26 protein-coding genes are annotated in these 23705 nt (G+C 30.3%); 14 read left to right on the forward strand and 12 right to left on the reverse strand.

All coding sequences use genetic code 11. The features are described 5' to 3' along the window. Positions 1–167 precede the first annotated feature (167 nt). The 10 genes from hisG to ACN5J5_RS11235 all read left to right on the forward strand — a co-directional run bounded on the left by hisG (position 168) and on the right by ACN5J5_RS11235 (position 9869). On the forward strand, positions 168–1025 hold the full coding sequence (gene hisG, locus ACN5J5_RS11190) for an ATP phosphoribosyltransferase (protein WP_418644975.1): 858 nt from the start codon (positions 168–170) through the stop codon (positions 1023–1025). A gap of 10 nt (positions 1026–1035) precedes the next feature. Continuing rightward, a complete protein-coding gene (gene hisD / locus ACN5J5_RS11195; RefSeq protein ID WP_418644976.1) occupies positions 1036–2322 on the forward strand; it encodes a histidinol dehydrogenase in 1287 nt (428 codons plus the stop codon). After that, positions 2315–3343, forward strand: a complete 1029-nt coding sequence (gene hisC / locus ACN5J5_RS11200; RefSeq protein ID WP_418644977.1) for a histidinol-phosphate transaminase — start codon at positions 2315–2317, stop codon at positions 3341–3343. The genes hisD and hisC overlap by 8 nt, the downstream gene beginning before the upstream one ends. A gap of 119 nt (positions 3344–3462) precedes the next feature. Then, complete coding sequence (gene hisB, locus ACN5J5_RS11205) at positions 3463–4599, forward strand: bifunctional histidinol-phosphatase/imidazoleglycerol-phosphate dehydratase HisB (protein WP_068706331.1); 1137 nt, start codon at positions 3463–3465, stop codon at positions 4597–4599. A 164-nt stretch (positions 4600–4763) separates the two neighbouring features. Then, entirely contained in the window at positions 4764–5345 is a 582-nt protein-coding gene (gene hisH, locus ACN5J5_RS11210; RefSeq protein WP_418644978.1) for an imidazole glycerol phosphate synthase subunit HisH, read from the forward strand. Positions 5346–5377: 32 nt separating this feature from the next. Beyond that, positions 5378–6091, forward strand: a complete 714-nt coding sequence (gene hisA / locus ACN5J5_RS11215) for a 1-(5-phosphoribosyl)-5-[(5-phosphoribosylamino)methylideneamino]imidazole-4-carboxamide isomerase (RefSeq protein ID WP_068706335.1) — start codon at positions 5378–5380, stop codon at positions 6089–6091. Then, positions 6085–6837: an imidazole glycerol phosphate synthase subunit HisF gene (hisF, locus tag ACN5J5_RS11220; RefSeq protein ID WP_068706337.1), complete on the forward strand. Its 753-nt coding sequence runs from the start codon at positions 6085–6087 to the stop codon at positions 6835–6837. The genes hisA and hisF overlap by 7 nt, the downstream gene beginning before the upstream one ends. Further along, the gene (hisIE, locus tag ACN5J5_RS11225; protein WP_418644979.1) at positions 6834–7418 is read left to right on the forward strand and encodes a bifunctional phosphoribosyl-AMP cyclohydrolase/phosphoribosyl-ATP diphosphatase HisIE; all 585 of its coding nucleotides are present in this window, start codon (positions 6834–6836) and stop codon (positions 7416–7418) included. The genes hisF and hisIE overlap by 4 nt, the downstream gene beginning before the upstream one ends. 68 nt (positions 7419–7486) lie before the next feature. Next, positions 7487–8638 (forward strand): class I SAM-dependent methyltransferase, encoded by a 1152-nt coding sequence (locus ACN5J5_RS11230; protein ID WP_418644980.1) that lies wholly within the window; start codon positions 7487–7489, stop codon positions 8636–8638. Between the two features lie 319 nt (positions 8639–8957). Continuing rightward, on the forward strand, positions 8958–9869 hold the full coding sequence (locus tag ACN5J5_RS11235; RefSeq protein WP_418644981.1) for an EamA family transporter: 912 nt from the start codon (positions 8958–8960) through the stop codon (positions 9867–9869). A 2-nt stretch (positions 9870–9871) separates the two neighbouring features. Here the strand turns inward: ACN5J5_RS11235 and ACN5J5_RS11240 are convergent, their stop codons facing one another. Genes ACN5J5_RS11240 through ACN5J5_RS11290 form a run of 11 tightly spaced genes read right to left on the reverse strand, consistent with a single transcriptional unit; the run spans position 9872 to position 19418 of the window. Further along, on the reverse strand, positions 9872–10687 hold the full coding sequence (locus ACN5J5_RS11240) for a DUF1853 family protein (protein WP_418644982.1): 816 nt from the start codon (positions 10685–10687) through the stop codon (positions 9872–9874). Continuing rightward, complete coding sequence (locus ACN5J5_RS11245) at positions 10687–10845, reverse strand: hypothetical protein (protein ID WP_418644983.1); 159 nt, start codon at positions 10843–10845, stop codon at positions 10687–10689. The genes ACN5J5_RS11240 and ACN5J5_RS11245 overlap by 1 nt, the downstream gene beginning before the upstream one ends. 12 nt (positions 10846–10857) lie before the next feature. Further along, positions 10858–11361 carry an OmpH family outer membrane protein gene (locus ACN5J5_RS11250; protein WP_418644984.1) on the reverse strand — a complete coding sequence of 168 codons (504 nt, stop codon included), beginning with the start codon at positions 11359–11361 and terminating at the stop codon, positions 10858–10860. Between the two features lie 50 nt (positions 11362–11411). Further along, positions 11412–12338 (reverse strand): tRNA (adenosine(37)-N6)-dimethylallyltransferase MiaA, encoded by a 927-nt coding sequence (gene miaA, locus ACN5J5_RS11255; RefSeq protein WP_418644985.1) that lies wholly within the window; start codon positions 12336–12338, stop codon positions 11412–11414. 2 nt (positions 12339–12340) lie between these two features. After that, positions 12341–13168 (reverse strand): ion transporter, encoded by an 828-nt coding sequence (locus ACN5J5_RS11260; protein ID WP_418644986.1) that lies wholly within the window; start codon positions 13166–13168, stop codon positions 12341–12343. A 31-nt stretch (positions 13169–13199) separates the two neighbouring features. After that, positions 13200–14297 carry an exonuclease domain-containing protein gene (locus ACN5J5_RS11265; protein WP_418644987.1) on the reverse strand — a complete coding sequence of 366 codons (1098 nt, stop codon included), beginning with the start codon at positions 14295–14297 and terminating at the stop codon, positions 13200–13202. A 30-nt stretch (positions 14298–14327) separates the two neighbouring features. Then, entirely contained in the window at positions 14328–14993 is a 666-nt protein-coding gene (locus tag ACN5J5_RS11270) for a YggS family pyridoxal phosphate-dependent enzyme (RefSeq protein WP_418644988.1), read from the reverse strand. Then, positions 14993–16234 carry a DUF1015 domain-containing protein gene (locus tag ACN5J5_RS11275; protein WP_418644989.1) on the reverse strand — a complete coding sequence of 414 codons (1242 nt, stop codon included), beginning with the start codon at positions 16232–16234 and terminating at the stop codon, positions 14993–14995. The genes ACN5J5_RS11270 and ACN5J5_RS11275 overlap by 1 nt, the downstream gene beginning before the upstream one ends. 12 nt (positions 16235–16246) lie before the next feature. Further along, complete coding sequence (locus ACN5J5_RS11280; protein WP_418644990.1) at positions 16247–17203, reverse strand: NAD(P)-dependent oxidoreductase; 957 nt, start codon at positions 17201–17203, stop codon at positions 16247–16249. A 32-nt stretch (positions 17204–17235) separates the two neighbouring features. Continuing rightward, entirely contained in the window at positions 17236–18300 is a 1065-nt protein-coding gene (serC, locus tag ACN5J5_RS11285) for a 3-phosphoserine/phosphohydroxythreonine transaminase (RefSeq protein ID WP_418644991.1), read from the reverse strand. A 56-nt stretch (positions 18301–18356) separates the two neighbouring features. Further along, positions 18357–19418, reverse strand: coding sequence for an acyl-CoA reductase (locus ACN5J5_RS11290; protein WP_418644992.1), 1062 nt, complete (start codon positions 19416–19418; stop codon positions 18357–18359). A 71-nt stretch (positions 19419–19489) separates the two neighbouring features. Here ACN5J5_RS11290 and ACN5J5_RS11295 point away from each other — a divergent pair, with 71 nt between their 5' ends. The 3 genes from ACN5J5_RS11295 to ACN5J5_RS11305 all read left to right on the forward strand — a co-directional run bounded on the left by ACN5J5_RS11295 (position 19490) and on the right by ACN5J5_RS11305 (position 21877). Further along, positions 19490–19840 carry a 4Fe-4S binding protein gene (locus ACN5J5_RS11295; RefSeq protein WP_418644993.1) on the forward strand — a complete coding sequence of 117 codons (351 nt, stop codon included), beginning with the start codon at positions 19490–19492 and terminating at the stop codon, positions 19838–19840. A 105-nt stretch (positions 19841–19945) separates the two neighbouring features. Beyond that, on the forward strand, positions 19946–21037 hold the full coding sequence (ychF, locus tag ACN5J5_RS11300) for a redox-regulated ATPase YchF (protein ID WP_418644994.1): 1092 nt from the start codon (positions 19946–19948) through the stop codon (positions 21035–21037). 168 nt (positions 21038–21205) lie between these two features. Next, entirely contained in the window at positions 21206–21877 is a 672-nt protein-coding gene (locus tag ACN5J5_RS11305; RefSeq protein WP_418644995.1) for a DUF2461 domain-containing protein, read from the forward strand. Here ACN5J5_RS11305 and ACN5J5_RS11310 read toward each other — a convergent pair. Next, positions 21869–23206: an MATE family efflux transporter gene (locus ACN5J5_RS11310; RefSeq protein ID WP_418644996.1), complete on the reverse strand. Its 1338-nt coding sequence runs from the start codon at positions 23204–23206 to the stop codon at positions 21869–21871. The two genes, ACN5J5_RS11305 and ACN5J5_RS11310, sit on opposite strands and share 9 nt — an antisense overlap. A gap of 101 nt (positions 23207–23307) precedes the next feature. Between ACN5J5_RS11310 and ACN5J5_RS11315 the strand changes: the two genes are divergently transcribed. Further along, positions 23308–23700, forward strand: coding sequence for an acyl-CoA thioesterase (locus ACN5J5_RS11315; protein ID WP_418644997.1), 393 nt, complete (start codon positions 23308–23310; stop codon positions 23698–23700). Positions 23701–23705 lie beyond the last annotated feature (5 nt).

The raw sequence follows: 23705 nt of genomic DNA on the forward strand, positions 1-23705 counted from the left end.
ACATCATCACCATCATCATATTTGCACTCAAGCGAACTGAAGATGTATTGAATAAAATCAAAAATATATTTTAAACCCGTTTGAGTAAATCAAACGGGTTTTTTATTTTCTAAAATAAAAGGAAATAGCTTTACCACAAGATTTACTCAAGCATATTAACTAACAAAATGAGTAAATTAAGAATTGCAATTCAAAAATCAGGAAGATTAAATCAAGATTCATTACAACTTTTAAAAGATTGTGGTATTTCTATTGACAATGGTAAAGACCAACTAAAAGCATCAGCAAGTAACTTTCCTTTAGAGGTTTTTTATTTACGTAACGGAGATATTCCTCAGTATTTACGCGATGGTGTGGTTGATATTGCTATTATTGGCGAAAATGTATTGATAGAAAAAGGAAATGATTTAGAATTTGTAGAGCGTTTAGGTTTTTCTAAATGCAAGGTTTCTATTGCGGTTCCTAAAGAATCTAATGCAAGCTCTTTAAAGGATTTAAACGGACAAAGAATTGCAACTTCGTATCCAGAAACGGTAAAAAAATATCTTACTAAAAATAAAATTGATGCACAATTACACATCATTAATGGTTCTGTTGAAATTGCACCAAATATAGGTTTGGCAGACGGAATTTGTGATATTGTTTCAAGTGGATCTACTTTATTTAAAAATGGATTAAAAGAGATTGAAGTGTTATTAACTTCAGAAGCAGTTTTAGCTAATTCACCATTAATTTCTGAAGAAAGAAAAGCTATTTTAAATAAATTACAATTCAGAATTCAATCGGTTTTAAAAGGTAAGCGTTCTAAATATGTTTTGTTAAATGCGCCAAATGATAAATTAGAAAAAATTATAGATATCTTACCAGGAATGAGAAGTCCAACAGTTTTACCATTAGCAGAAGAAGGATGGAGTTCTGTGCACTCAGTATTAGATAAAGATGAGTTTTGGGAAATTATTGATGAGTTAAAAACAAATGGAGCAGAAGGAATTTTAGTATGTCCAATTGAAAAAATGGTAGTTTAAAAACAAGAAGATGAAAGCAGTAGCATTAAATACAAATAATTGGCAATCGCTATTACAAAGACCTACAAAATCTGTTGAAGATATTGAAGAAACAGTAAGTAAGGTTTTTAATGAAGTTAAAAAAGATGGAGACCTTGCTATAAATAAATATACTTCTCTTTTTGATAAGGTTAATTTACAATCTATAGAAGTTACCGCTAAAGAGTTTGAAAACGCGACTAATTTAGTGTCTAATGAGTTAAAAGAAGCAATTCAAACAGCAAAAACAAATATTGAAGTTTTCCATGCAGCTCAAAAAACCGATCGTGTAGAAGTTGAAACTACAAACGGAGTTTTGTGTTGGCAAGAAAAAAGAGCAATCCAAAAAGTAGGTTTATACATTCCGGGAGGTACAGCACCTTTATTTTCTACTGTTTTAATGTTAGCAACTCCAGCAAAAATAGCAGGTTGTAAAGAAATAGTTTTATGCTCTCCACCAAATGATAAAGGAGTCATTAATCCAGCTATTTTATATACAGCAGTTTTATGTGGCGTAACAAAAGTGTATAAAGTTGGTGGTATACAAGCTATCGCTGGATTAACTTTTGGAACGGAAACCATACCAAAAGTTTCAAAAATTTTCGGACCAGGAAATCAATATGTAACAGTTGCTAAACAATTGGCAACAAAATACGGAGTTGCAATTGATATGCCAGCGGGCCCAAGTGAATTATTAGTAATGGCAGACGAATCTGCAAATGCAGCTTTTGTAGCTTCAGATCTGTTAAGTCAAGCTGAACACGGCGCTGATAGTCAGGTAATTTTAGTTTCTGATTCGACAGATTTTATTAGTAAAGTTGATAATGAAATTAATATACAATTAGAAAACTTATCAAGAAAAGAAATTACTAAAAAAGCTTTAGAAAACGCCAAAGCAATTTTAATAAAAGAGGTAAACGAAGTGCTTGATTTTGTAAATGATTATGCGCCTGAACACTTAATTATTGCAACTAAAAACAATGATTTTTTTATTGATAAAATTGAGAATGCAGGTTCAGTTTTTATAGGAGATTATACACCTGAAAGTGCAGGAGATTACGCTTCAGGAACAAATCATACCTTGCCAACAAACGGATTTGCAAAAGCATATTCTGGCGTAAATTTAGATGCTTTCACAAAAAGTATTACCTATCAAAAAATATCAGAAGAAGGAATTCAGAATATAGGTAAAACTATCGAATTAATGGCAGCAGCCGAAGGTTTACAAGCACACAAAAATGCAGTTTCAATTCGTTTAAAAGCAATAAAAAATGTTTAATTTAACTAAATTAGTTCGCGCTAATATTCAAAAGTTACAAGCATATTCATCGGCAAGAGATGAATTTAAAGGCACAGCCGAAGTGTATTTAGATGCAAATGAAAATCCGTTCGGAACTTTAAACAGGTATCCAGATCCACAGCAATCAAAAATAAAAGAGCGATTATCAACCATTAAAAAAGTTGAAAACAATCAGATTTTTATAGGTAATGGAAGTGATGAAGTTATCGATTTAGCTTTCAGAATTTTTTGTGAACCCGGAAAAGATAAAGCCTTAACTTTTTCGCCAACCTACGGAATGTACGATGTTTCGGCAAATATTAACGATGTTGAGTTGATTAAACAACCGCTAGCAAATGATTTTCAAATAAACTTAAACCAGTTACAGCCATATTTAGATATGGAGGATGTAAAAATTATTTTTGTTTGTTCTCCAAATAATCCAACTGGAAACTGTTTTAATGACGAAGACATTATTTATATACTTGAAAATTTTAACGGAATTGTAATAATTGATGAAGCTTATATCGATTTTAGCTCAAAAGCATCTTTTATAACAAAGTTAAACGAGTATCCAAACTTAATTATAAGTCAAACTTTTAGTAAAGCTTGGGGATTGGCAGGCGTTAGAGTTGGTGCTGCGTATGCAAATTCGGCAATTATCAATTTGTATAATAAAGTAAAGCCACCTTATAATGTAAGTACTTTAAATCAAGAACAAGTAATTGAATCTCTTGATAACTTATCTGTTTTTGAAGAAAATAAAAATATCATTTTGAATGAAAAAAAGGTATTAATAAAAGCTTTTCAAAATCTTGAATTGGTTCAAAAAATATATCCTTCGGATGCGAATTTTATTTTGATAGAAGTAACTAACGCAACAGATATTTACAATAAATTAGTAGCACACAAAATTATAACTCGTAATCGAAATAGTTTAGTAAATAATTGTTTACGAATTACAGTTGGTAGTACCGAAGAAAACACACAATTAATCAAAGCATTAAAATCATTAGCTTAAAAAGCTATAATATTCTGAGCGTCATTCCGAATTTATATCGGAATCTCATCAAGTAAAAAAACATAGAAATGAGAACCTGAAATAAATTCAGGTTGACGAACGAAATTAAAAATAAAAACATGAAAAAAGTATTATTTATAGATAGAGATGGAACTTTGGTATTAGAACCGCCAGTAGATTATCAATTGGATAGTTTAGAAAAGCTAGAATTTTACCCAAAAGTATTCCAATACATGGCAAAAATTGCGTCGGAATTAGATTTTGAATTGGTAATGGTTACTAATCAAGATGGTTTAGGAACTGATTCTTTTCCTGAAGATACCTTTTGGCCAGCACAAAATAAAATTATGGATGCCTTTAAAAAAGAAGGTGTAGAATTTACTGAAGTATTTATTGATAGAAGTTTTCCGGAAGAAAATGCGCCAACACGTAAACCAAGAACAGGTTTGTTAACACAATATTTTTCTGAAGAATACGATTTAGAAAATTCATTTGTATTGGGTGATAGAATTACTGATATGGAATTGGCTAAAAACTTAGGCGCAAAAGGAATTTACTTATCAGAAAATCCATATTTAGGCGCAGATGAAATTGAAGCAGCTAAACAAGAAATATTCAATTCGATTGCATTAACATCTACCGATTGGAAAACTATTTACGAGTTTTTAAAACTACAAGATAGAGTTGCCGAAATCACAAGAAATACTAACGAAACACAAATTTATATCAAATTAAATTTAGATGGTTCGGGTAATAATGATATTGACACTGGCTTAAAGTTTTTTGATCACATGTTAGATCAAATTGGTCGTCACGGAGCGATGGATTTAACCATAAAAGTTACTGGCGATTTAGAGGTTGATGAGCACCACACTATTGAAGATACCATGATTGCTTTAGGTGAATTATTTAATAAAACATTAGGTAATAAATTAGGTATTGAGCGTTATGGGTTTTGTTTGCCAATGGATGATTGTTTAGCACAAGTAGCAGTTGATTTTGGTGGAAGAAATTGGTTAGAATGGGAAGCAGATTTTAATAGAGAAAAAATAGGCGATATGCCAACCGAAATGTTTTTTCACTTGTTTAAATCATTTACAGATGGCGCAAAATGTAACTTAAATATTAAAGCTGAAGGAAAAAACGAACACCACAAAATTGAAGGTATTTTTAAAGCCTTTGCAAAAGCGATGAAAATGGCGGTAAAACGCGATGCTAACAAGATGTTTTTACCATCAACAAAAGGCATGTTATAAAGGTTAGTTGTCAACCTGAATTTATTTCAGGTTCTCATAACAGGTTATTAAAACAATGTGATTCTGAAACAAGTTCAGAAGGATGAAAATATAAAAGAAATATAATTACGAATTAAAAATTGCGAACTAACTGTAATTGAAAATTCATAATTCATAATTAATATATGATTGCAATTATAAAATACAATGCTGGTAATATTCGCTCTGTTCAAAACGCAATTACGCGTTTAGGATATGAAAGTATAATTACTGATAATCCAGAGGAAATTAGAAAAGCGACTAAGGTTATTTTCCCTGGAGTTGGAGAAGCAAGCTCGGCAATGGCATATTTAAGAGAGCGTAAATTAGACGAACTTTTAGTTTCTTTAAAACAGCCAGTTTTAGGTATCTGTTTGGGGTTACAATTAATGTGTACGTCATCCGAAGAAGGAAACACCAAGTGTTTGGGGATTTTTGATACGGAAACAAAACAATTTCCGCCTTTAGAAAAAGTGCCTCACATGGGATGGAATAATTTTACTGAACTAAAACCATCAAAAATAGTAGATACTATTACTACAGATGAAGATGTGTATTATGTTCACGGTTATTATGCCGAAATTTGCCAAAACACAGTAGCTATTTGCAATTATATCAAACCTTTTAGCGCAATTATGCAAAAAGATAATTTTTATGCAATGCAATTTCATCCTGAAAAATCAGCAAGTGTTGGAGAAAAATTACTACTAAATTTTTTAAAGTTATAATCAAGTAACTGTTAACTTTTAAACTAAAAAAAATGAGAATTATACCCGCTATAGATATTATTGAAGGAAAATGCGTACGTTTAACAAAGGGAGATTATAGTACCAAAAAAATATATAATGAAAATCCTGTTGAAGTAGCAAAAGAATTTGAAGACAACGGAATTGAATATTTACACTTGGTTGATTTAGATGGTGCAAAATCACAACACATTGTAAATTATAAAGTATTAGAACAAATCGCTTCAAAAACAAATTTAAAAATTGATTTTGGAGGAGGATTAAAGTCTGATGATGATTTGCGTATCGCTTTTGAAAACGGAGCAAACCAAATTACAGGAGGAAGTATTGCTGTTAAAAATCCAGAAATTTTTAAAGGATGGTTAACACAATACGGAAGCAGTAAAATTATTTTAGGAGCCGATTGTATCAATCGTAAAATTGCAACTCACGGTTGGTTAGAAACATCGCAAGTTGATGTTGTTGATTTTATTAAAGAATATGAAGTTTTAGGTGTAAAAACTACTATTTGTACAGATGTTGCTAAAGACGGAATGTTACAAGGAGCATCTGTAGCGTTATATCAAGAAATCTTAGCTAAAAGTGGTGTAAACTTAATAGCAAGTGGTGGCGTAGCTTCAATAGATGATTTAATAAAGTTAAAAGAAATTGGTTGTGAAGGAACTATTTTAGGAAAAGCTATTTACGAAGGTAATATCACTTTAAAAGAATTACAGCAACTATGTTAAAAAAAAGAATTATTCCGTGTTTAGATATTAAAAACGGACGAACTGTAAAAGGTGTTAATTTTGTTGATATTATTGATGCTGGTGATCCAATAGCATTGGCAAAGCAATATGTTAAAGATGGCGCTGATGAATTGGTGTTTTTAGATATTACAGCAACACTTGAAAACAGAAAAACATTAGTTGATTTAGTTGAAAAAGTAGCACAGGAAATTAATATTCCGTTTACTGTAGGTGGTGGAATTAGTACTGTTGATGATGCTTTAGCTTTAATTAAAGCAGGGGCAGATAAAGTAAGTATCAATTCATCGGCAGTTAAAAATCCGCAGTTAATTACTGATTTAAAAAACCGTTTCGGAAGTCAGTTTGTTGTTGTTGCTATTGATACGAAGTTGATAGATAATCAATGGAAAGTTTTTACCAAAGGAGGAACTTTTGAAACTGATTTAGAAACCGTAAGTTGGGCAAAAGAAGTAGAAAAATTAGGCGCAGGAGAAATCTTATTAACCTCAATGAATAGTGACGGTACAAAAGCCGGATTTTCTTTAGATATTACAAATTCAGTAAGTAAAAATATAAATATTCCTGTTATAGCATCAGGCGGAGCAGGTAAAGAAGAACATTTTGCAGACGTTTTTACAAAAACAGAGGCAAGCGCGGGATTGGCAGCAAGTATTTTTCATTTTGGTGAAATTCCTGTTCCGCAATTAAAAAATTATTTAAAAACAAAAAACATACCTGTACGATGAAAATAGATTTTAATAAATCAAACGGATTAGTACCAGTTGTCATTCAAAATAATACCACGTTACAAGTGTTAATGTTAGGTTATATGAATGAAGAGGCTTTTGAAAAAACAAAGGCTGAAAACCGTGTTACTTTTTACAGTAGAAGTAAAAATAGATTATGGACAAAAGGAGAAGAATCAGGGAATTTTTTAGAAGTGAATGATATCAAAATCGATTGTGATAATGATACTATTTTAATAAAAGCTACTCCAAAAGGACCAACATGTCATAAAGGAACTACGTCTTGCTTTGCAGAAGAAACTCCAAAAGGTTTTTTATACGAGTTAGAGCGAATTGTTAGCGAGCGTATAGACACAGATAACGAAACTTCATATACCAATAAATTATATAAAAGAGGAATTAATAAAGTAGCGCAAAAAGTAGGAGAGGAAGCAGTTGAATTGGTTATTGAAGCAAAAGATAATGATGCTGATTTATTTAAAAATGAAGCTGCCGATTTATTTTATCATATAGTAATACTTTTAAAAGCAAAAGGATTTACATTGCAAGAAATAGAGCAAGTTTTAAAAGAACGTAACTAAAATTAAAAAATCGATAGTAAAACAATTTTGTTTGCTATCGATTTTAGTTTTTATGGTATTTTTGCAATATGAATGACTTTCAACAATTAAATGATACTTTACGTAAAAGTGTTTTAGAAGCAAATTTTGTAAAACTAACGTTAAGTAAACCGATAAAAAAAAGTGATGGATTGCCAAATGTTTATGTTCGTTTGGTAAAAATAAAAGGAGCTGAAATGTTTCAGTTTACTTACCACTATACAACGAATGATAAGGTTAAAAATTATTCGGTTTCTGAAGCTATCTCTGAATTAGAAATCTTATTGATGGATAATTTTAGAGCAGCAACTTTATTTACATTATCTAAAGATTTGTTGGTTTTTATATCAAAAAAGAAAAAAGTTTCTTACCGAGAAAATGCGGCAAGTTTTAAAAATAAATTACCAGAAACACACGATAAACCTAAAGAACGTTTAGCAGAAGCTGGCAATTATTTACAATACTTAGGGATTACGGATAAAGCAGGAAAGGTTATTCATAAAATGGCGGATAAATACCGTCAAATTAATAAGTATTTAGAGATTATTGAAGGTTTATTAAAATCTACAAAATTGCCAAAACACATTAATATTGTTGATATGGGTTCTGGTAAAGGATATTTAACCTTTGCTTTGTATGATTATTTGGTAAATCAAAAAAAGTACAATGCCACTGTAACTGGTATTGAATTACGTACTGAGTTGGTAAACTATTGTAACGATGTTGCTAAAAAATCAGAATTTAAAAACTTAAGTTTCGTAGCGCAACCAATTCAGGAGTACGATAATACTAAAATAGATATTTTAATAGCTTTACATGCTTGTGATACAGCAACAGATGATGCAATTTACAAAGGTTTATCTGCCAAGGCCGAACTAATTATTTGCGCGCCTTGTTGTCATAAACAAATCCGTCAGCAAGTAAAAGGAAAAGAACAGGAGAGTCCACTTTTAAAATACGGAATTTTTAAAGAGCGTCAGTTCGAAATGGTAACTGATACTATTAGAGCTTTAATTTTAGAAAAGAATAACTATAACACAAAAGTATTTGAGTTTATTAGCAACGAACATACCCGTAAAAATGTAATGTTGGTGGGAAGTAAATCATCAAAAAAGAACGATGTTTCTAAAATTGATGGAAGAATTTCAAGTTTAAAAGATGCCTATTTAATTGAAAAACATTATTTAGAAACACTTTTGTAAGAATGTTTTTAACTGGTTAAGTTTCACGTCAATCTGAATTTATTTCAGGTTCTCATCATAGTTCAATGTTGCTCTTAAGATGTGATTCTGAAATAAGTTTAGAATGAAACTCTAATATTTTTCATGAAAAAATTACTAAGTATTGGTGTTTTTATTCTAATAAGGTTGTTTTTTATAAAATAAAGAGAAAATATACATAAATCAGCCATAACTTAATAAATAGGTTAGCCCCGATTGTAGCATTTGTTTGAGCTCCTTGCAAAGAGCGAGTGCGGAAAGCGGGAGATAGCTTCAAAAAAAATATTTTAAAAGAATCCGTATGAAAAACTCAAAATTATTAATTGTTGCAGCTTTTTTTTCGATATACATTATATGGGGATCAACGTATTTGTTTAATAAAATTGCGGTTACAGAATTATCTCCTTTATTTTTAGCGTCTATCCGTTTTTTAACAGCGGGATTACTGATAATGATTATCGCTAAAGTGTTAAAATTATCTATAAAAATTACACAAACTCAATTTGTAAATTCGGCTATAGCAGGTTTTTTATTTTTGGTATATGGTAACGGAGTATTTGTATGGGCTTTAAAATATGTAGATTCTGGTTTTGCTGCATTATTAGCATCAACACAGCCATTATTTGTGCTTTTTTTATTACGATTGATTGATGGAAAAAGATTACAAAAAAAATCGATAATTGGTGTTTTATTAGGTTTAGTGGGAATGTATTTATTGGTAAGTCAAAAAGAAATTACAACGTCTGAAGGTAGTGTTTTAGGGATTTTTATGATTTTAACTTGCGTACTTAGTTGGAGTTACGGAAGTGTTTTTGTGTCGAAAGCTAATTTGCCAAAAAACTATTTGGTTGCTACAGGTTACCAAATGTTAAACGCAGGGTTTATATTGGCTATTGCTAGTTTAGTTTTTAAAGAAACTTGGGTTGCTCCGTTAAATTGGAGTTTAAAAACTCAGGGAGCCATGTTGTTTTTAGTAATTTTTGGAGGGATTGTAGCTTTTACAGCATTCAATTATTTATTAAAAGCTGTTTCGCCAGAAAAAGTAGCAACTTCGGCTTATGTAAATCCAATAATAGCCTTGTTTTTAGGTTGGTTTTTGTTAGGAGAACAACTTACTGCGCAATCAATAATTGCATCAATAGTTTTATTAATTGGAGTTTATTTTATTACGTCAAGAAAAAGATCGGTTAAGATTATTGCTAGAAAAAGATAAGTTTACCACCAAATAACAAATATTTTAAATAATTCGCCATTCGGTTTTTTTAGCCAACACAAAGGAGATTTTTTATTGATTAAAAATTGATTCACCGCTGGTAAAAAGCTTTTAAAATTTAACCAATCAATATTTGTGTGCGGTTTTACTAACCAATTATGTTTTGTTGGAATATGAAATTTACAATCGTTAAATTTTAATAATTCCTTTTGATTGATATAAAAACCTGTAATACAATTTTGATTTAAAGTATTTAGTTGGATGTTTTGCTTGCCAAAGGGAACAAATAATTGTGCTTTAAAATAAATTTGCTGTTCAATTTTTTCAGAAGCTAATTTTAACTCTTTTAAATACGCATTACACTCTTTAGAGTAGAGGAGTGGTAATTGTTTTTCTTTAAGTTTTGTGAGTTTTTCAACTAGAGAATCTTTTCTGTTTGGGCCAATAAAATGCTCAATTTCTGTATTTCCTACCGATGAATCATACAAATAAAATTTATACACAATTTCTAAATGAATTGGTGTTTTATCTTGCATTAAAAGACAATCTAGTTCACCTAACGTTAATTTTTCTCGTTGAATTTGGATATTCTCCGCAATTATTTTAATTGTTGAATTTTGATGTAAATCAAAAGAAACAAAACGCTCTACCAATTTACCTAATCGTAATTTTTGAGTAATTAAAGCAGAAAAAATAGCTGTTTTAATTACTGAACTTTTAAACGGTTTAAAATTAAAAACACCTTTTCCATGCCATAGAAAAGGTGTATTTAAAAATCCTTCGTATTGAAGTTGTATATCTTTTGATTTTTGATGCATTAAGAAATCGTATTGTTGAATTTACTAGCAAAAAGAAATCCGATTCCTCCGCCAATTAAAATCCCTGAAATAAAACCAGTAATATCGTTTTTTAAATAAAACTGAATAATTATTCCTAATAAAATAGCAGCTAAACCTATAATTCTAGTTTTATTCATACTGTTTTAAAATTATTCTTTTATGCCTAATTTAGTTAAAACTAGCTTTGTAATATCAAAACGCTCATCAATATAACCAAATTCGTTTCCGCCAGTAGTTAAAATTTGTGTATATCCATTTGCTTTTGCAACTTCAGTAATTACCTCACTTAATTTTTTATATAAAGGACGCATATATTCATCTCTTTGTAATTGCATCATTTTTGTACCATTAACTCTAAATTTTTGTATTTCTTGCTCTAAAGTAACTAACTCTTGGTACTTTGTGCTTTTATCAGCATCAGACAATGTTTTTTGAGCATCTTGAAAAGCTTGTGCCTTAGTTTGGTAATTTTTAGTTTTTACATTAAAAGAAGAATCTAATTTTTTTCCAGCATTTTCAACTCTTTTTAAAACAGTTTTCATTTGTGGCATTTTACCAATAATTAAATCGCTATTTACAGTTCCTACTTTGGTTTGAGAAAATGCTATTGTAGTTATTAAAATTGCTGCTAAAAGTATAATTTTTGATTTCATTGTTTTTGTTGATTTTTTACAAATATATAAAAGTGAGTGTCCTAAGACTTTTAATTACTGTTAATTTTTTTATTGATGGTTTCTATAATTTTCTGCGGATTTTCTTCAAAATCAAACCAGATAATATCTTTATCCTTTCTAAACCAAGTTCCTTGACGTTTTGCAAATCGTCTAGTATTTTTCTTAATTTCTTCAATCGCAAATTCTTTGGTAAAATTACCTTTAAAATACTCAAACAATTCACGATAACCTACGGTTTGTAATGCGTTTAGGCTTTTATGCGGATACATTTTTTCAGCTTCAGCTAACAGTCCGTTTTTCATCATAATATCAACACGACAATTAATTCGGTTGTACATAATTTCTCTATCAGCAGTTAAACCTATTTTAATAGATTTAAATTTTCGTGGTGTTTTTGGCTTATTTTTAAAAGAAGAATATGTTTTGCCTGTGCCAATACAAATTTCGAGCGCTCTAATTACACGTTGTGGATTATCAATAGCGATTGAATTATAGGCTTCAATATCTAATTTTTTAAGTTGATTTTGAAGTGGTGTTATTCCGTTTTTATTTAATTCTTCGGTTAAGTTTGCTCTTATAGATGCAGCTACTTTCGGAAAATAATCCAATCCTTTTAAAACAGCATCAACATACAATCCGCTACCACCAACCATTATTTGTACAGGGTTTTTGGTAAACAAATTATCTAATTTTAAAAGTGCTTCTTTTTCAAAATGTCCAACAGAATATTCTTCAAAAATGCTTTTATTTTGGATAAAATGATGGGGTGCAGCTGCCAATTCATTTGCATCCGGAACGGCAGTACCAATACTCATTTCTTTAAAAAACTGACGAGAATCACACGATATAATATCACAATTAAAGTAATTAGCCAGTTTAATACTAAGTGCTGTTTTACCAATGGCAGTTGCGCCAACAATAGTAATTAAGGTGTTTTGGGTAGTTGAATTACTCAATTTTAAGGATTTAATTGATGACCGCATTCGTAACAAAACTCCGCTTCATCTCTATGAAATTCGGCAGTACAATTAGGACAAACTTGGGTATTTGTATGTAAAGTGTTACTATTGGTTTTTGTCATTTCTGATGAAACAATTCCTGTAGGTATGGCAATAATTCCGTACCCTAAAATCATAATAAAAGAAGCTATTAATTGCCCAAAAGCAGTAACAGGTGCAATGTCTCCATAACCAACAGTTGTAAGGGTAACAATGGCCCAATAAACGCTTCTAGGTATGCTGGTAAAACCACTGTTTGAATTTCCTTCAATAAGGTACATTATGGTACCTAATATGACGCAAAGTATAATTACGAACGATAAAAATACTGCAATTTTAATTCTACTAGCTTTTAAAGCTCTTGTAAAATTGTTAGATTCTCCAATAAAACGAGCGAGTTTTAAAATTCTAAAAATCCGCATTAAGCGCAAAGCTCTAAAAGCAATTAAAGAATGGAAGCTTCCAAAAAATAATAATAAGTATTTAGGTATGGTAGATAGGAAATCAATAATACCATAAAAACTAAAAACGTATTTTAAAGGTTTTTTTATAGATACAATTCTAGCAAAATATTCAATAGTAAATAATATGGTAATAATCCATTCCGCTATATTTAAAAATGTTCCGTATTTGCTATTAATACTGTCAACACTTTCTAGCATTACCAATAAAATACTGGTTAAAATAGAGAGTAATAAAACAATGTCAAATAACTTACCTGATGGCGTATCCGCTTCGTAAATTATTTCATGTAATTTGTCTTTCCAGTTTTTTGTTTCGTTCTTCAAAAAGAAAGATTTTAAGGTGTTTTAAACAATATTACGAATTATTTTCAACTTCTAATCGTACAATTTTTGCTACTTTGTTTTTAAGTAAGTAGTTTTTTATAATTGTTTTAGCTAACTCAGTATTTTCAATAGGTGTTAGCATAGATTTTAAAATATGAAGTTGATTTTCTTGAAAGGCTAAGTTGGTGTATGTATATCCTAAAACGATATTGTTTTCAATTAAAATAACAGCATGTTCTTCGGGAGTTCTCCCTTTATCAATAATTAATAAATGATCGTGATTAAAGTTTTTTTCAGAAATCTTTCGCTTGCGAATAATATTAAACTTTGGTTTTAATTTAGTGAGTTCTAAATGATATTTTAATCGTGTAAAAAGCACATTACCTGTTTCTTCGTACGTAATTTCGTTAATTCGTTTTATTATTTTTTTAGCCTTAGTGCTATCTTTTAATAATAGTTTATTAACTTCTTGTTTTATGTTTTTACCTCTACCAATATAGATAATGTTTCCTTGCTCACTGTGTACATAAAATACACCTTGTTTTTCGGGAAGTTTATCTAAAATTTTTATAAAACGCTGTTTTTCATTTCTGTGATCAATATATTTTATTGATTGTTGAATAATGGTTTTATCTACATCTTTTTCTAACAGTAATTTAAACAATTGTATGGTTGCTAACGCGTCACCATTGGCTCTATGCCTGTCAGACATTGGAATCCCTATAAACCTACATAATTTACCTAAACTATGAGATGGAGATTCTGGAATTAATTTTTTGCTAAGTGCTACCGTACAAAGGGTATTTCTTTTAAAATCATAACCTAAACGGTTAAACTCGGTACGTAAAATTCGATAATCAAAACTAGCATTGTGAGCTATAATAATACAGTCTTCGGTAATTTCGATAATTCGTTTTGCAACCTCATAAAATTTAGGCGCATTTTTAAGCATCTTATTATTGATGCCTGTAAGTTTTACAACAAATTCTTGAATTTCTTTTTCGGGATTTACCAAGCTGATAAACTGATCAACTACTTGATGCCCATCAAATTTATGAATCGCAATTTCAGTAATTCCTTCTTCATTAAATTTCCCTCCTGTTGTTTCAATATCTAAAATTGCGTACAATTTTTCTTCTTTTTAGCTTATTATGTAAATCTAAACAATATAATTTCGAACACCAAAAATTGAGCTACCTATTCGTACCATATTGCTTCCGTTTTTTATGGCCAATTGATAATCACCACTCATCCCCATTGATAAAATAGATAAGTTTGGGGCTTTTTCCTGATTTTTATTAAAGAAATTTGCTAAAGAAGTAAACTCTTCATTTAACTGTTCTTTATTGTCGGTAAAAGTAGCCATTCCCATAAAACCAACAATTTTTATATTTTGTAATGCAGATAGTTCTTCGGATGAAATTATTGTATCAATATCAGCAAAAGATAACCCAAATTTAGTTTCTTCTTTAGCAATACGAGCTTGTAATAAACAATTGATTATTCTGTCATGTTTTTTAGCTTGTTTGTTAATTTCTTTCAAGGTTTTAAAACTATCAACACCGTGAATTAAATCAACAAAATGTGCCATATATTTTACTTTGTTACTTTGTAAATGCCCTATCATGTGCCATTTAATATCTTTTGGTAAGGCATCAAATTTTGTAACCATTTCCTGAATTTTGTTTTCACCAAAAATACGTTGCCCAGCATCGTAAGCTTCTTGAATATCAATAATAGGTTTGGTTTTAGAAACGGCAACTAAGGTTACATTTTCTGGAATAGTTGCATTTATTTTTTGAAGATTTTCTTTAATTCCTGTCATTATAAAATTTCATAAATGGTTAAAGCACTTCTTAACTTTGGTTCTATGTAGGTTGTTTTAGGTGGCATTAACAAATCAGCATCAACAATTGCTTTTAACTCGTTAATATTTGTAGGTAACATTCCGAATGAAACATTAAATTCACCGTTATCAACTTTTGTTTTTAACTCTAAACTATCAGATTTATCTTGCGAATACATAATTTTTGATGCATTTCTGATGTCTTTAATCCCTAAAATCGGATTTAAAATGGTTTGATATAAAATTTGAGCATCAAGTTTACTTAAAGCATCTGTAAAATTATAGGCAGATTTACGCAAGTGTAAAGCATAAAATTCACCATTTAAATACATGCTAAATTGATGTTTTTCTTTTGGTTTGTATAATTCTTGCCCTCTGTTTTCTATTCTAAAAAAAGTATCTAATTCTATTAAAAATTCATCAGGAGTTAATCCGTTTAAATCTTTTATAAATCTATTAAATTCGTAAATACTTAGTTGGCTTTCAGGTAATAAATAACTCATAAAAAAGTTATATTTCTCGTTACCTGTATGTGCTTTATTTTCTTTTGCTAAGTTTTGTGCCAATAAACAAGAAGATGTAGATCGGTGATGCCCATCAGCAATATAAAGTGTGTTTATTTGTGAAAAAGCGGCTGAAATTTGTATAATATCCTCTTTGTCATCAATAATCCATAATAGGTGAGCGTCTTTATCAGTAGTCGAAAATTCGTATTCAGCTCTGTTGGTTTTATACTTTTTTATAATCGACTCGATTATATTATTATCCGGATATGTTAAAAGTACAGGCTCTGCATTAAAACCAGTATTTTTTAAATAATTTTCAAATAATAATTCACGTTCTTTTAAAGTGCCTTCGTGTTTTTTAATGGTGTTATTATGGTAATCTTGTACCGAAGTGGCAGCTATAATTCCGCAAAAAGTATTGGTTGGTGTTGTTTTTTGATAAATATAAAAACCTGGATTTTTATCTTGGGTAAAAACACCATCTTCTTTAAATTCTAAATAACGATTGTGTACCAATTTAAAACGCTGCTCGCCAGTAATATCTTGTTTATGATATTTATAACCTGGGTTTATAACATGTAAAAACGTATAAGGATTAAAGGCTAATTTAGCATTTAACATCTCAGGCGGATAAATTTCGTACGATTTTGAAGAAACCATAGCTACTTTATCTCTGGTAGCTCTTACAGCGTTAAAAGGTTTTACAATTGCCATTAATAATTTGATTTATTCGTGTAAAGAATTAATGATTTTATTTGCCAATTCTGTTCCGATTTTATGTTGTGCTTCAACGGTATATGAAGCAATATTTGGACTTAAAGACAAATTAGGATTCATTAATAATTGAATTTCAGGTTTTGGTTGATTTTCAAAAGAGTCTAAACCAGCATATTTTACTTTTCCGCTTTCTATGGCGTTTACTAAAGCAATTTCATCTACCAATCCACTTTGGGCTACGTTTATAAAACCGACACCATCTTTCATTTTGTCAAATTCTTTGGCACCAATTACATGATTTTCTTGTGCAGATAGGTGTAAACTGATAAAATGAGCTTCTTTAAATAATTCGTCAGAACTAATTACGTCAATTTCTATATCAATAACTTGTCCGTTATAAAAATCTACAGGAATTGTAATAGAATTATCGTAGTTAACATCGTATGCTAAAACTTTCATTCCCAAGCCAAGTGCTACTTTAGCAACTTGTTGTCCTTCGGCATCCATACCTATAATACCGATAGTTTTTCCACGTAATTCGGTACCGTTTGCAAATTGTTTTTTTAACGAATTAAAACTCATATCGCCTTCTAAAGGCATTTCTCTATTGGCTTGATGTAAAAAACGAGCCATTCCTAATAAATGAGCAAAAACTAATTCGGCAACAGCATTGGCACTAGCATCGGCAATATTTACAATTTGTAAACCACACTCTTCAGCATAAATTACATCAATATTATCGTTGTTGGTACTTGCGTTGGCAATTAATTTTAAAGTAGGGCAGTTGTCTATTAATTCAGTATGAATTTGGGTATTGTTTTTAATGATGATAGCGTTAATTTCTTCATCATTAATAAAATTCTCTAATTGCTCTTGGGCAACTTTTGTAATTATTACTTCAAAACCTGCATTTTCTAAAGTAGCTTTTCCACTTTCTGAAATTCCGTCTGTTGCTAATATTCTCATTATAAAATCTATATCTTTTTTATTGATAGCTTTTAGCTAATTCTTTCTAACTCTTGCATTACATCTACTAAAGCTTGTACGCTGTACAAAGGTAATGCGTTGTACATGCTTGCTCTATAACCGCCAACACTTCTATGACCATGTAAACCATTAATATTGGCTTCGGTCCACATGGCATCAAATTTATCTTTTAATTTAGCCTCTGTTAGGTTAAAAGTAGCATTCATATAGCTACGATCTTCATTGGCAGCAACTCCTTTAAAAAGCGAATTCCTGTCAATTTCATTATATAATAAAGCTGCTTTTTGATTGTTTACTTTTTCAATAAACTCAATTCCGCCTAAATCTTTTAACCACTCTAATGTTAACATTGATGTATACACCGCAAAAACAGGTGGCGTGTTATACATACTATCTTTATCAATAAAAGTTTGATAATTTAACATTGATGGAATTTGGCGTTCCACTTTACCTAAAATATCTTCTTTTATAATTACTAAAGTTGTTCCTGCTGGTCCCATATTTTTCTGTGCTCCGGCATAAATCATATCAAATTTAGAAAAATCTAATTGACGAGAAAAAATATCAGAACTCATATCGCATATTAACGGAACAGCGGTTTCTGGAAAACTTTTCATTTGCGTACCGTAAATGGTATTATTACTAGTACAATGAAAATAATCTACATCCGTAGGGATTTTATAATCTTTTGGGATGTAATTAAAGTTTTTTTCTTCGGATGAAGCAATTTCAACTAACTCTCCAAATAATTTTGCTTCTTTAATAGCCTTGCTACTCCAAGTACCAGTATTTAAATAAGCTGCTTTTTTATTTAATAAATTATAAGCAGTCATTAAAAATTGCATACTTGCACCACCTTGTAAAAACAAGGCTTTGTAACCTTTATTTTCTAAACCCAATAACTCTAAAGCTAAACTTCGTGCTTTCTCAATAACAGCAACAAAAGGTTTACTTCTGTGCGATATTTCTAACAGTGATAAATTATCATCATTAAAATTAATAACTGCTTCAGAAGCTTTTTTTAAAACTTCTTCGGGCAAAATACAAGGACCTGCGCTAAAATTATGCTTTTTCATTACTATAAGTTGTGTTTTGTTATAACAAAGGTGCGAAATTTATAAGGAGTATATCTTTAAATTTTTGATAAAAATTCTAGGGTATTTACACCATCAGCATAATCCCATAATTGCGGATTTTGTGTTTGACCAAAAGCAATTTCGTTTTCTATAAAATTACTAGCCACCACACATTGCGTTTTTTCTTCGTCTTGTTTTAATTTTATTTTTAAATCCTCAGCATTGTCATAATATTCATAAAAAACAGAAGCGATAGGAGAGGCGTAGCTTTCATCTTCCTTAATCATTAAAAAGCCGTTTTCTAAAATATCAAACTCGCTCATTAAATACACTGCTTTGTTATAATCGTAATTGTTGGCATATTTAGCGTTGTTTATAATTTCTTGTTTGTTATACATTCCTGTAAAAAACGGATCGAAATTATAGTTTTTAGGAACATATAATTTTGAAACCGAACGACATCCTAATCCGAAGTAACAAAAAACATCGTTACTTAAGTTTTCAAAATCTTCAGCAGTTTCATTCCCTGTTAAAACAGCGACAGAATTTCTGTTTTTTCTGATAATACTTGGTTTGTCTTTAAAATAATGTTCAAAATAACGAGCTGTATTATTACTTCCTGTTGCAATTACAGCATCAAAACCTGTAAGTTTTTGCTCGGTAAACGTAATTTTTCCTTTTAATTCTGGCTGAACATATTCTAAATACTTTGCTAAAAAAGGTAATAAATGTTTATCGTTTGATGATTGTTTTACTAAAACTGAATGTCCAGAAATTAAAACCGATAAAAAATCGTGAAATCCTACCAAAGGAATATTTCCCGCCATAATTACTGCAACTTGCTTTACATCATTATTTCCTAAATTTTCGTTAGCAATCCATTGAATTATATTTTTTTCAGTTAAAGCTTTTGACCAACTTTCGGTAGCAAACAATAAGTTTTCTTTGGTAAACCAAGTATTATATTCGCCTGCTATTTTTAGTTGATGTTTAAAGCCTTCAAAAAACAACTCGTTAAACTGAACATTGTTTTTTTGAGTAGTTTCTTTTTGGGTAAATTGACCTAAAAATTTTCCTAATTCTACAAAAGCTGCAATTCTATTTTGGATTGTATCCATTTATTTTGTTTATAAATTAATTTGGAACTATTTTTGCGCTTGCAAAGTTACAAAACTGAAACAGATTAATTATGGCAATTATAATAACAGATGAATGTATAAATTGTGGTGCTTGTGAACCAGAATGTCCGAATACAGCAATTTATGAAGGAGCTGATGATTGGAAATACGCAGATGGTACTGATTTAACAGGAAATGTAGTTTTACCAAACGGTAAAAAGGCAAATGCTGATGAAGATCAAGAGCCTATTTCTGATGAGATTTACTTTATTGTTGCAGATAAATGTACCGAGTGTAAAGGTTTTCATGAAGAGCCACAATGTGCGGCAGTTTGTCCGGTAGATTGTTGTGTACCTGATGATGACAATGTAGAAACGGAAGAAGAACTATTAGCTAAACAAAGTTTTATGCATAACGAATAAAAATTTTAACGAGATAATAAAACATTAAAAACCGAGTATTTACTCGGTTTTTTTATATTTAAAACAACTATATTTGCAAACGCAAATTTTCAATAAAACAACAGAATGAAAGCAGGAATTGTAGGATTACCAAACGTAGGGAAATCAACATTATTTAATTGTTTATCAAACGCAAAAGCACAAAGTGCTAACTTTCCGTTTTGTACAATCGAACCTAATATTGGAGTGGTAAATGTACCAGATCCAAGAATTCAGGTTTTAGAAGGTATGGTAAATCCTGAAAGAGTAATGCCTGCAACTGTAGAAATAGTTGATATTGCTGGTTTAGTAAAAGGAGCAAGTAAAGGAGAAGGTTTAGGAAATCAGTTTTTAGCAAATATTCGCGAAACAGATGCTATTATTCATGTTTTACGTTGTTTTGATAATGAAAATATTATTCATGTTGACGCTTCTGTAGATCCTGTTAGAGATAAAGAAACGATTGATATTGAGTTACAATTAAAAGATTTAGAAACAGTTCAAAAACGTTTAGAACGTGTAAAAAGAACCGCTAAAACTGGTAATAAAGAAGCTCAAATAGAATTAGAAATTCTATTAAAAGTAGAAAAAACATTATTAGAAGGTGTTTCAGTAAGAGCCATTGAGTTTTCTGAAAAAGAAATGGAAGTTGTAAAATCATTACAATTTATCACTTCAAAACCTGTTTTATACGTTTGTAATGTTGATGAAGGAGCTGCAGTTACCGGAAACGACTATGTAAACGCAGTTAAAGAAGCTGTAAAAAACGAAAATGCAGAAGTTATTGTGTTGGCAGTTGGTACAGAAGCTGATATTACTGAGTTAGATGATTACGAAGAACGCGAAATGTTTTTAGCAGATATCGGCTTAAAAGAAGCAGGAGCATCTGTTTTAATTAGAGCTGCTTACAAGTTGTTAAATTTACAAACTTATTTTACCGTTGGTGTAAAAGAAGTAAGAGCTTGGACCATTAATATTGGTGATACAGCACCACAAGCGGCTGGAGTTATCCATACCGATTTCGAAAAAGGATTTATCCGTGCCGAAGTAACAAAATACGACGATTACACCACTTTAGGCGGTGAGCAAAAAGTTAAAGAAGCTGGTAAATTAGGTGTTGAAGGTAAAGAATATATCGTACAAGATGGCGATATTATGAATTTCAGATTCAACGTTTAAAATAATTATTAGGGCGTTCGAGCGGGCTTTCACTACTCGCTTTTTTAAGTAGAAAAAACTTAAAAAGAGCTCAAACAAATCGTTCAATCCCTAACGCAAAATACTTAAACGCTGTCGATTTTTTCTACAGCGTTTTTTTGTACCTTTCAAGTAACAAAAACAATCGTAATGCAATTAGAAAAATCAACACTTCAATTTTTAAAAGAATTAAAAGAAAACAATAACCGCGATTGGTTTACTGAGCAAAAAGATGCTTTTAAAGAAGTTCAAAATCATGCAAAAGATTTTTATTCTGCAATAAGGACAGGTTTAGAAACGCACGACGAAATAGACAAGTTTAAACTATTCAGAATTTACCGTGATGTTCGTTTTTCGAAAGATAAAACACCATATCAACCACATTTTGCAGGTTCATTTTCTAGAAAAGGAAAACATTTAAGAGGCGGATATTATTTACGTATTCGTCCGGGAGAAAGTTTTTTAGCTGGCGGATTTTGGGAACCTAATAAAGAAGATTTATTACGTATTCGAAAAGAAATAGAAATGGATGCTGCTGATTTTAGAGATATTTTAAAAGATCCTGAATTTGTACAACTTTTTGGAGGTGAGTTTGAAGGAGAAGAACTAAAATCAGCACCAAGAGGTTTTGATAAAAACCATCCAGATATCGATTTATTAAGAAAAAAAGGATTTATAGCGGTTCGTAATTTTACAGATAAAGAAGTGTTATCAAAAGATTTTTTATCAGAAATAAACAAATCCTATAAGGCTTTACGTCCATTTTTTAATTTAATGAGCGATGTGTTAACAACCAATTTAAATGGTGAAAGTTTACTTTAAACGATGTTTAATTTCTTTTTTTAAGTAGCTATAAGTTACAAGTGTAGCCAAAACATCAGCAATAGGAAAAGACATCCACACACCTAATATGCCATAAAATTTAGGCAATATATATACCAACGGAATTAAAAAGAACCCTTGCTTTAAAAGTGTTAATAATAAAGCGGGCAGCGCTTTACCTGCTGCTTGAAAATAAGCAGAACCTATTAATTGTATGGTAATTACCGGTGTGGCTAAAAAAGCAATTATTAATGCATCTGTAGTAAGGTTTAATAAATTAATATCGTCAGTAAATAAAGCAACCAATTCACTAGGAAATACCATAATGCATATAAAAATAAGTGTGGCAATTCCTGTACCAAAAATTATAGCCATTTTAATGGTTTGTTTTACTCTTTTCCAATCATTGGCACCGTAATTATAGCCAGCAATAGGTAAAAACCCTTGCATAACACCAAGTACAGGAAAGAGTGAAAATAGCATGATTCTATTGATAATTCCGTAAACAGCAATTGATATTTCTCCACCATATTTAAATAAGGTGTAATTTAAAATAATGATTAAAATACTAATGGTTCCTTGCCGTATAATGGTAATTCCGCCTAAAGAAATAATTTCTTTTAAAATTGAAAAATCAATATTAAAGTATTTCGGAATAATTTTTAAATCTGTGTTTTTTGATAAGAAAAACCATAAAATAAATAACCCACTTACGGCATAAGAGATTGAAGTTGCTAAACCAGCACCATACATACCAAGATTCATAAATTTTATAAAAATAATATCTAAAACAATATTTATAATTGCAGGAAAAACTAAAGTAAACATGGCGTAATTTGGCTTTCCAACAGCTCTAGCCACCGGATTTCCCATCATTGCAAAGGCTAAAAACGGAACACCCCAAACGATTACATGAAAATATTCGGTAGCAGGAGTTACAATAGCACCTTTGGCTCCAAATAATTGCAATATAGGGTTGCCGAAAAAAGTTCCCATCATTACAAATAAAACAGACAAGCATACGGTTAAACTTATTTGATTGCCAAATACTTTATAAGCTTTTAAATAATTTCCTTTACCTAAAGCTCTAGAGATTATAGAGCTTCCACCAATTCCAATTCCCATTCCTATTGATGAGATAAAAAAAGCAATAGGTAAAACTACGGTAATGGCAGCAATTGCCATAACGTTAATCCAACGACCTACAAAAATGGTATCAACAATCATATTTAAAGACATTACTAAAATTCCTATAGAAGCAGGTATTGCTTGCTTTAAAAGAAGTTTACTTATCTTTTCGGTACCAAAATTGTTTGTTGTTTTGTTCATCTTTACTCTTAAGGATTCGAATATCAACAATATTCTGATACAGAATTAAAAACAGTGGTAGTTTTAAGTAATAATTAACATCAATCGTGTAATTTTGTAGCATGAATTTTCACGAAAAAAAATATAAAGTTACTGCCAATGAAATTGATGAATATAAACACGTTAATAATGTTGTTTATGTACAGTGGATGCAAGAAGTATCTGCCGATCATTGGGAATTATTAATAAAAGAGATTCCGAAACCAGATTATGTTTGGTTTGTAATTCGTCATGAAATAGATTACAAAAAACAAGGAGCTTTAGGAGATGAGATTATTATAAAAACATGGGTTGGTGAAACATCAGGAATTAAATCTGTTAGACATTTTGAAGTAAGAAGGGGCGAGGATATTTTAGTAAAATCGCAAACTACTTTTTGTTTGTTAGATGCAAAAACTCAAAAACCCAAAAGAGTTACTAAAGAAATAACAAACTTACTTTTAGGCAAAAAATAAGCAAT

This window comes from Tenacibaculum insulae, assembly GCF_964512435.1.
GTDB lineage: Bacteria > Bacteroidota > Bacteroidia > Flavobacteriales > Flavobacteriaceae > Polaribacter > Polaribacter insulae_A.

What these genes read in the sequence shown, in the direction of transcription:
- hisG (WP_418644975.1), top strand. Translation starts at nt 168, where the DNA reads ATGAGTAAATTAAGAATTGCAATTCAAAAATCAGGAAGATTAAATCAA.
- hisD (WP_418644976.1), top strand. Translation starts at nt 1,036, where the DNA reads ATGAAAGCAGTAGCATTAAATACAAATAATTGGCAATCGCTATTACAA.
- hisC (WP_418644977.1), top strand. Translation starts at nt 2,315, where the DNA reads ATGTTTAATTTAACTAAATTAGTTCGCGCTAATATTCAAAAGTTACAA.
- hisB (WP_068706331.1), top strand. Translation starts at nt 3,463, where the DNA reads ATGAAAAAAGTATTATTTATAGATAGAGATGGAACTTTGGTATTAGAA.
- hisH (WP_418644978.1), top strand. Translation starts at nt 4,764, where the DNA reads ATGATTGCAATTATAAAATACAATGCTGGTAATATTCGCTCTGTTCAA.
- hisA (WP_068706335.1), top strand. Translation starts at nt 5,378, where the DNA reads ATGAGAATTATACCCGCTATAGATATTATTGAAGGAAAATGCGTACGT.
- hisF (WP_068706337.1), top strand. Translation starts at nt 6,085, where the DNA reads ATGTTAAAAAAAAGAATTATTCCGTGTTTAGATATTAAAAACGGACGA.
- hisIE (WP_418644979.1), top strand. Translation starts at nt 6,834, where the DNA reads ATGAAAATAGATTTTAATAAATCAAACGGATTAGTACCAGTTGTCATT.
- ACN5J5_RS11230 (WP_418644980.1), top strand. Translation starts at nt 7,487, where the DNA reads ATGAATGACTTTCAACAATTAAATGATACTTTACGTAAAAGTGTTTTA.
- ACN5J5_RS11235 (WP_418644981.1), top strand. Translation starts at nt 8,958, where the DNA reads ATGAAAAACTCAAAATTATTAATTGTTGCAGCTTTTTTTTCGATATAC.
- ACN5J5_RS11240 (WP_418644982.1), bottom strand. Translation starts at nt 10,687, where the DNA reads ATGCATCAAAAATCAAAAGATATACAACTTCAATACGAAGGATTTTTA.
- ACN5J5_RS11245 (WP_418644983.1), bottom strand. Translation starts at nt 10,845, where the DNA reads ATGAATAAAACTAGAATTATAGGTTTAGCTGCTATTTTATTAGGAATA.
- ACN5J5_RS11250 (WP_418644984.1), bottom strand. Translation starts at nt 11,361, where the DNA reads ATGAAATCAAAAATTATACTTTTAGCAGCAATTTTAATAACTACAATA.
- ACN5J5_RS11270 (WP_418644988.1), bottom strand. Translation starts at nt 14,993, where the DNA reads ATGACAGGAATTAAAGAAAATCTTCAAAAAATAAATGCAACTATTCCA.
- ACN5J5_RS11275 (WP_418644989.1), bottom strand. Translation starts at nt 16,234, where the DNA reads ATGGCAATTGTAAAACCTTTTAACGCTGTAAGAGCTACCAGAGATAAA.
- ACN5J5_RS11280 (WP_418644990.1), bottom strand. Translation starts at nt 17,203, where the DNA reads ATGAGAATATTAGCAACAGACGGAATTTCAGAAAGTGGAAAAGCTACT.
- serC (WP_418644991.1), bottom strand. Translation starts at nt 18,300, where the DNA reads ATGAAAAAGCATAATTTTAGCGCAGGTCCTTGTATTTTGCCCGAAGAA.
- ACN5J5_RS11290 (WP_418644992.1), bottom strand. Translation starts at nt 19,418, where the DNA reads ATGGATACAATCCAAAATAGAATTGCAGCTTTTGTAGAATTAGGAAAA.
- ACN5J5_RS11295 (WP_418644993.1), top strand. Translation starts at nt 19,490, where the DNA reads ATGGCAATTATAATAACAGATGAATGTATAAATTGTGGTGCTTGTGAA.
- ychF (WP_418644994.1), top strand. Translation starts at nt 19,946, where the DNA reads ATGAAAGCAGGAATTGTAGGATTACCAAACGTAGGGAAATCAACATTA.
- ACN5J5_RS11305 (WP_418644995.1), top strand. Translation starts at nt 21,206, where the DNA reads ATGCAATTAGAAAAATCAACACTTCAATTTTTAAAAGAATTAAAAGAA.
- ACN5J5_RS11310 (WP_418644996.1), bottom strand. Translation starts at nt 23,206, where the DNA reads ATGAACAAAACAACAAACAATTTTGGTACCGAAAAGATAAGTAAACTT.
- ACN5J5_RS11315 (WP_418644997.1), top strand. Translation starts at nt 23,308, where the DNA reads ATGAATTTTCACGAAAAAAAATATAAAGTTACTGCCAATGAAATTGAT.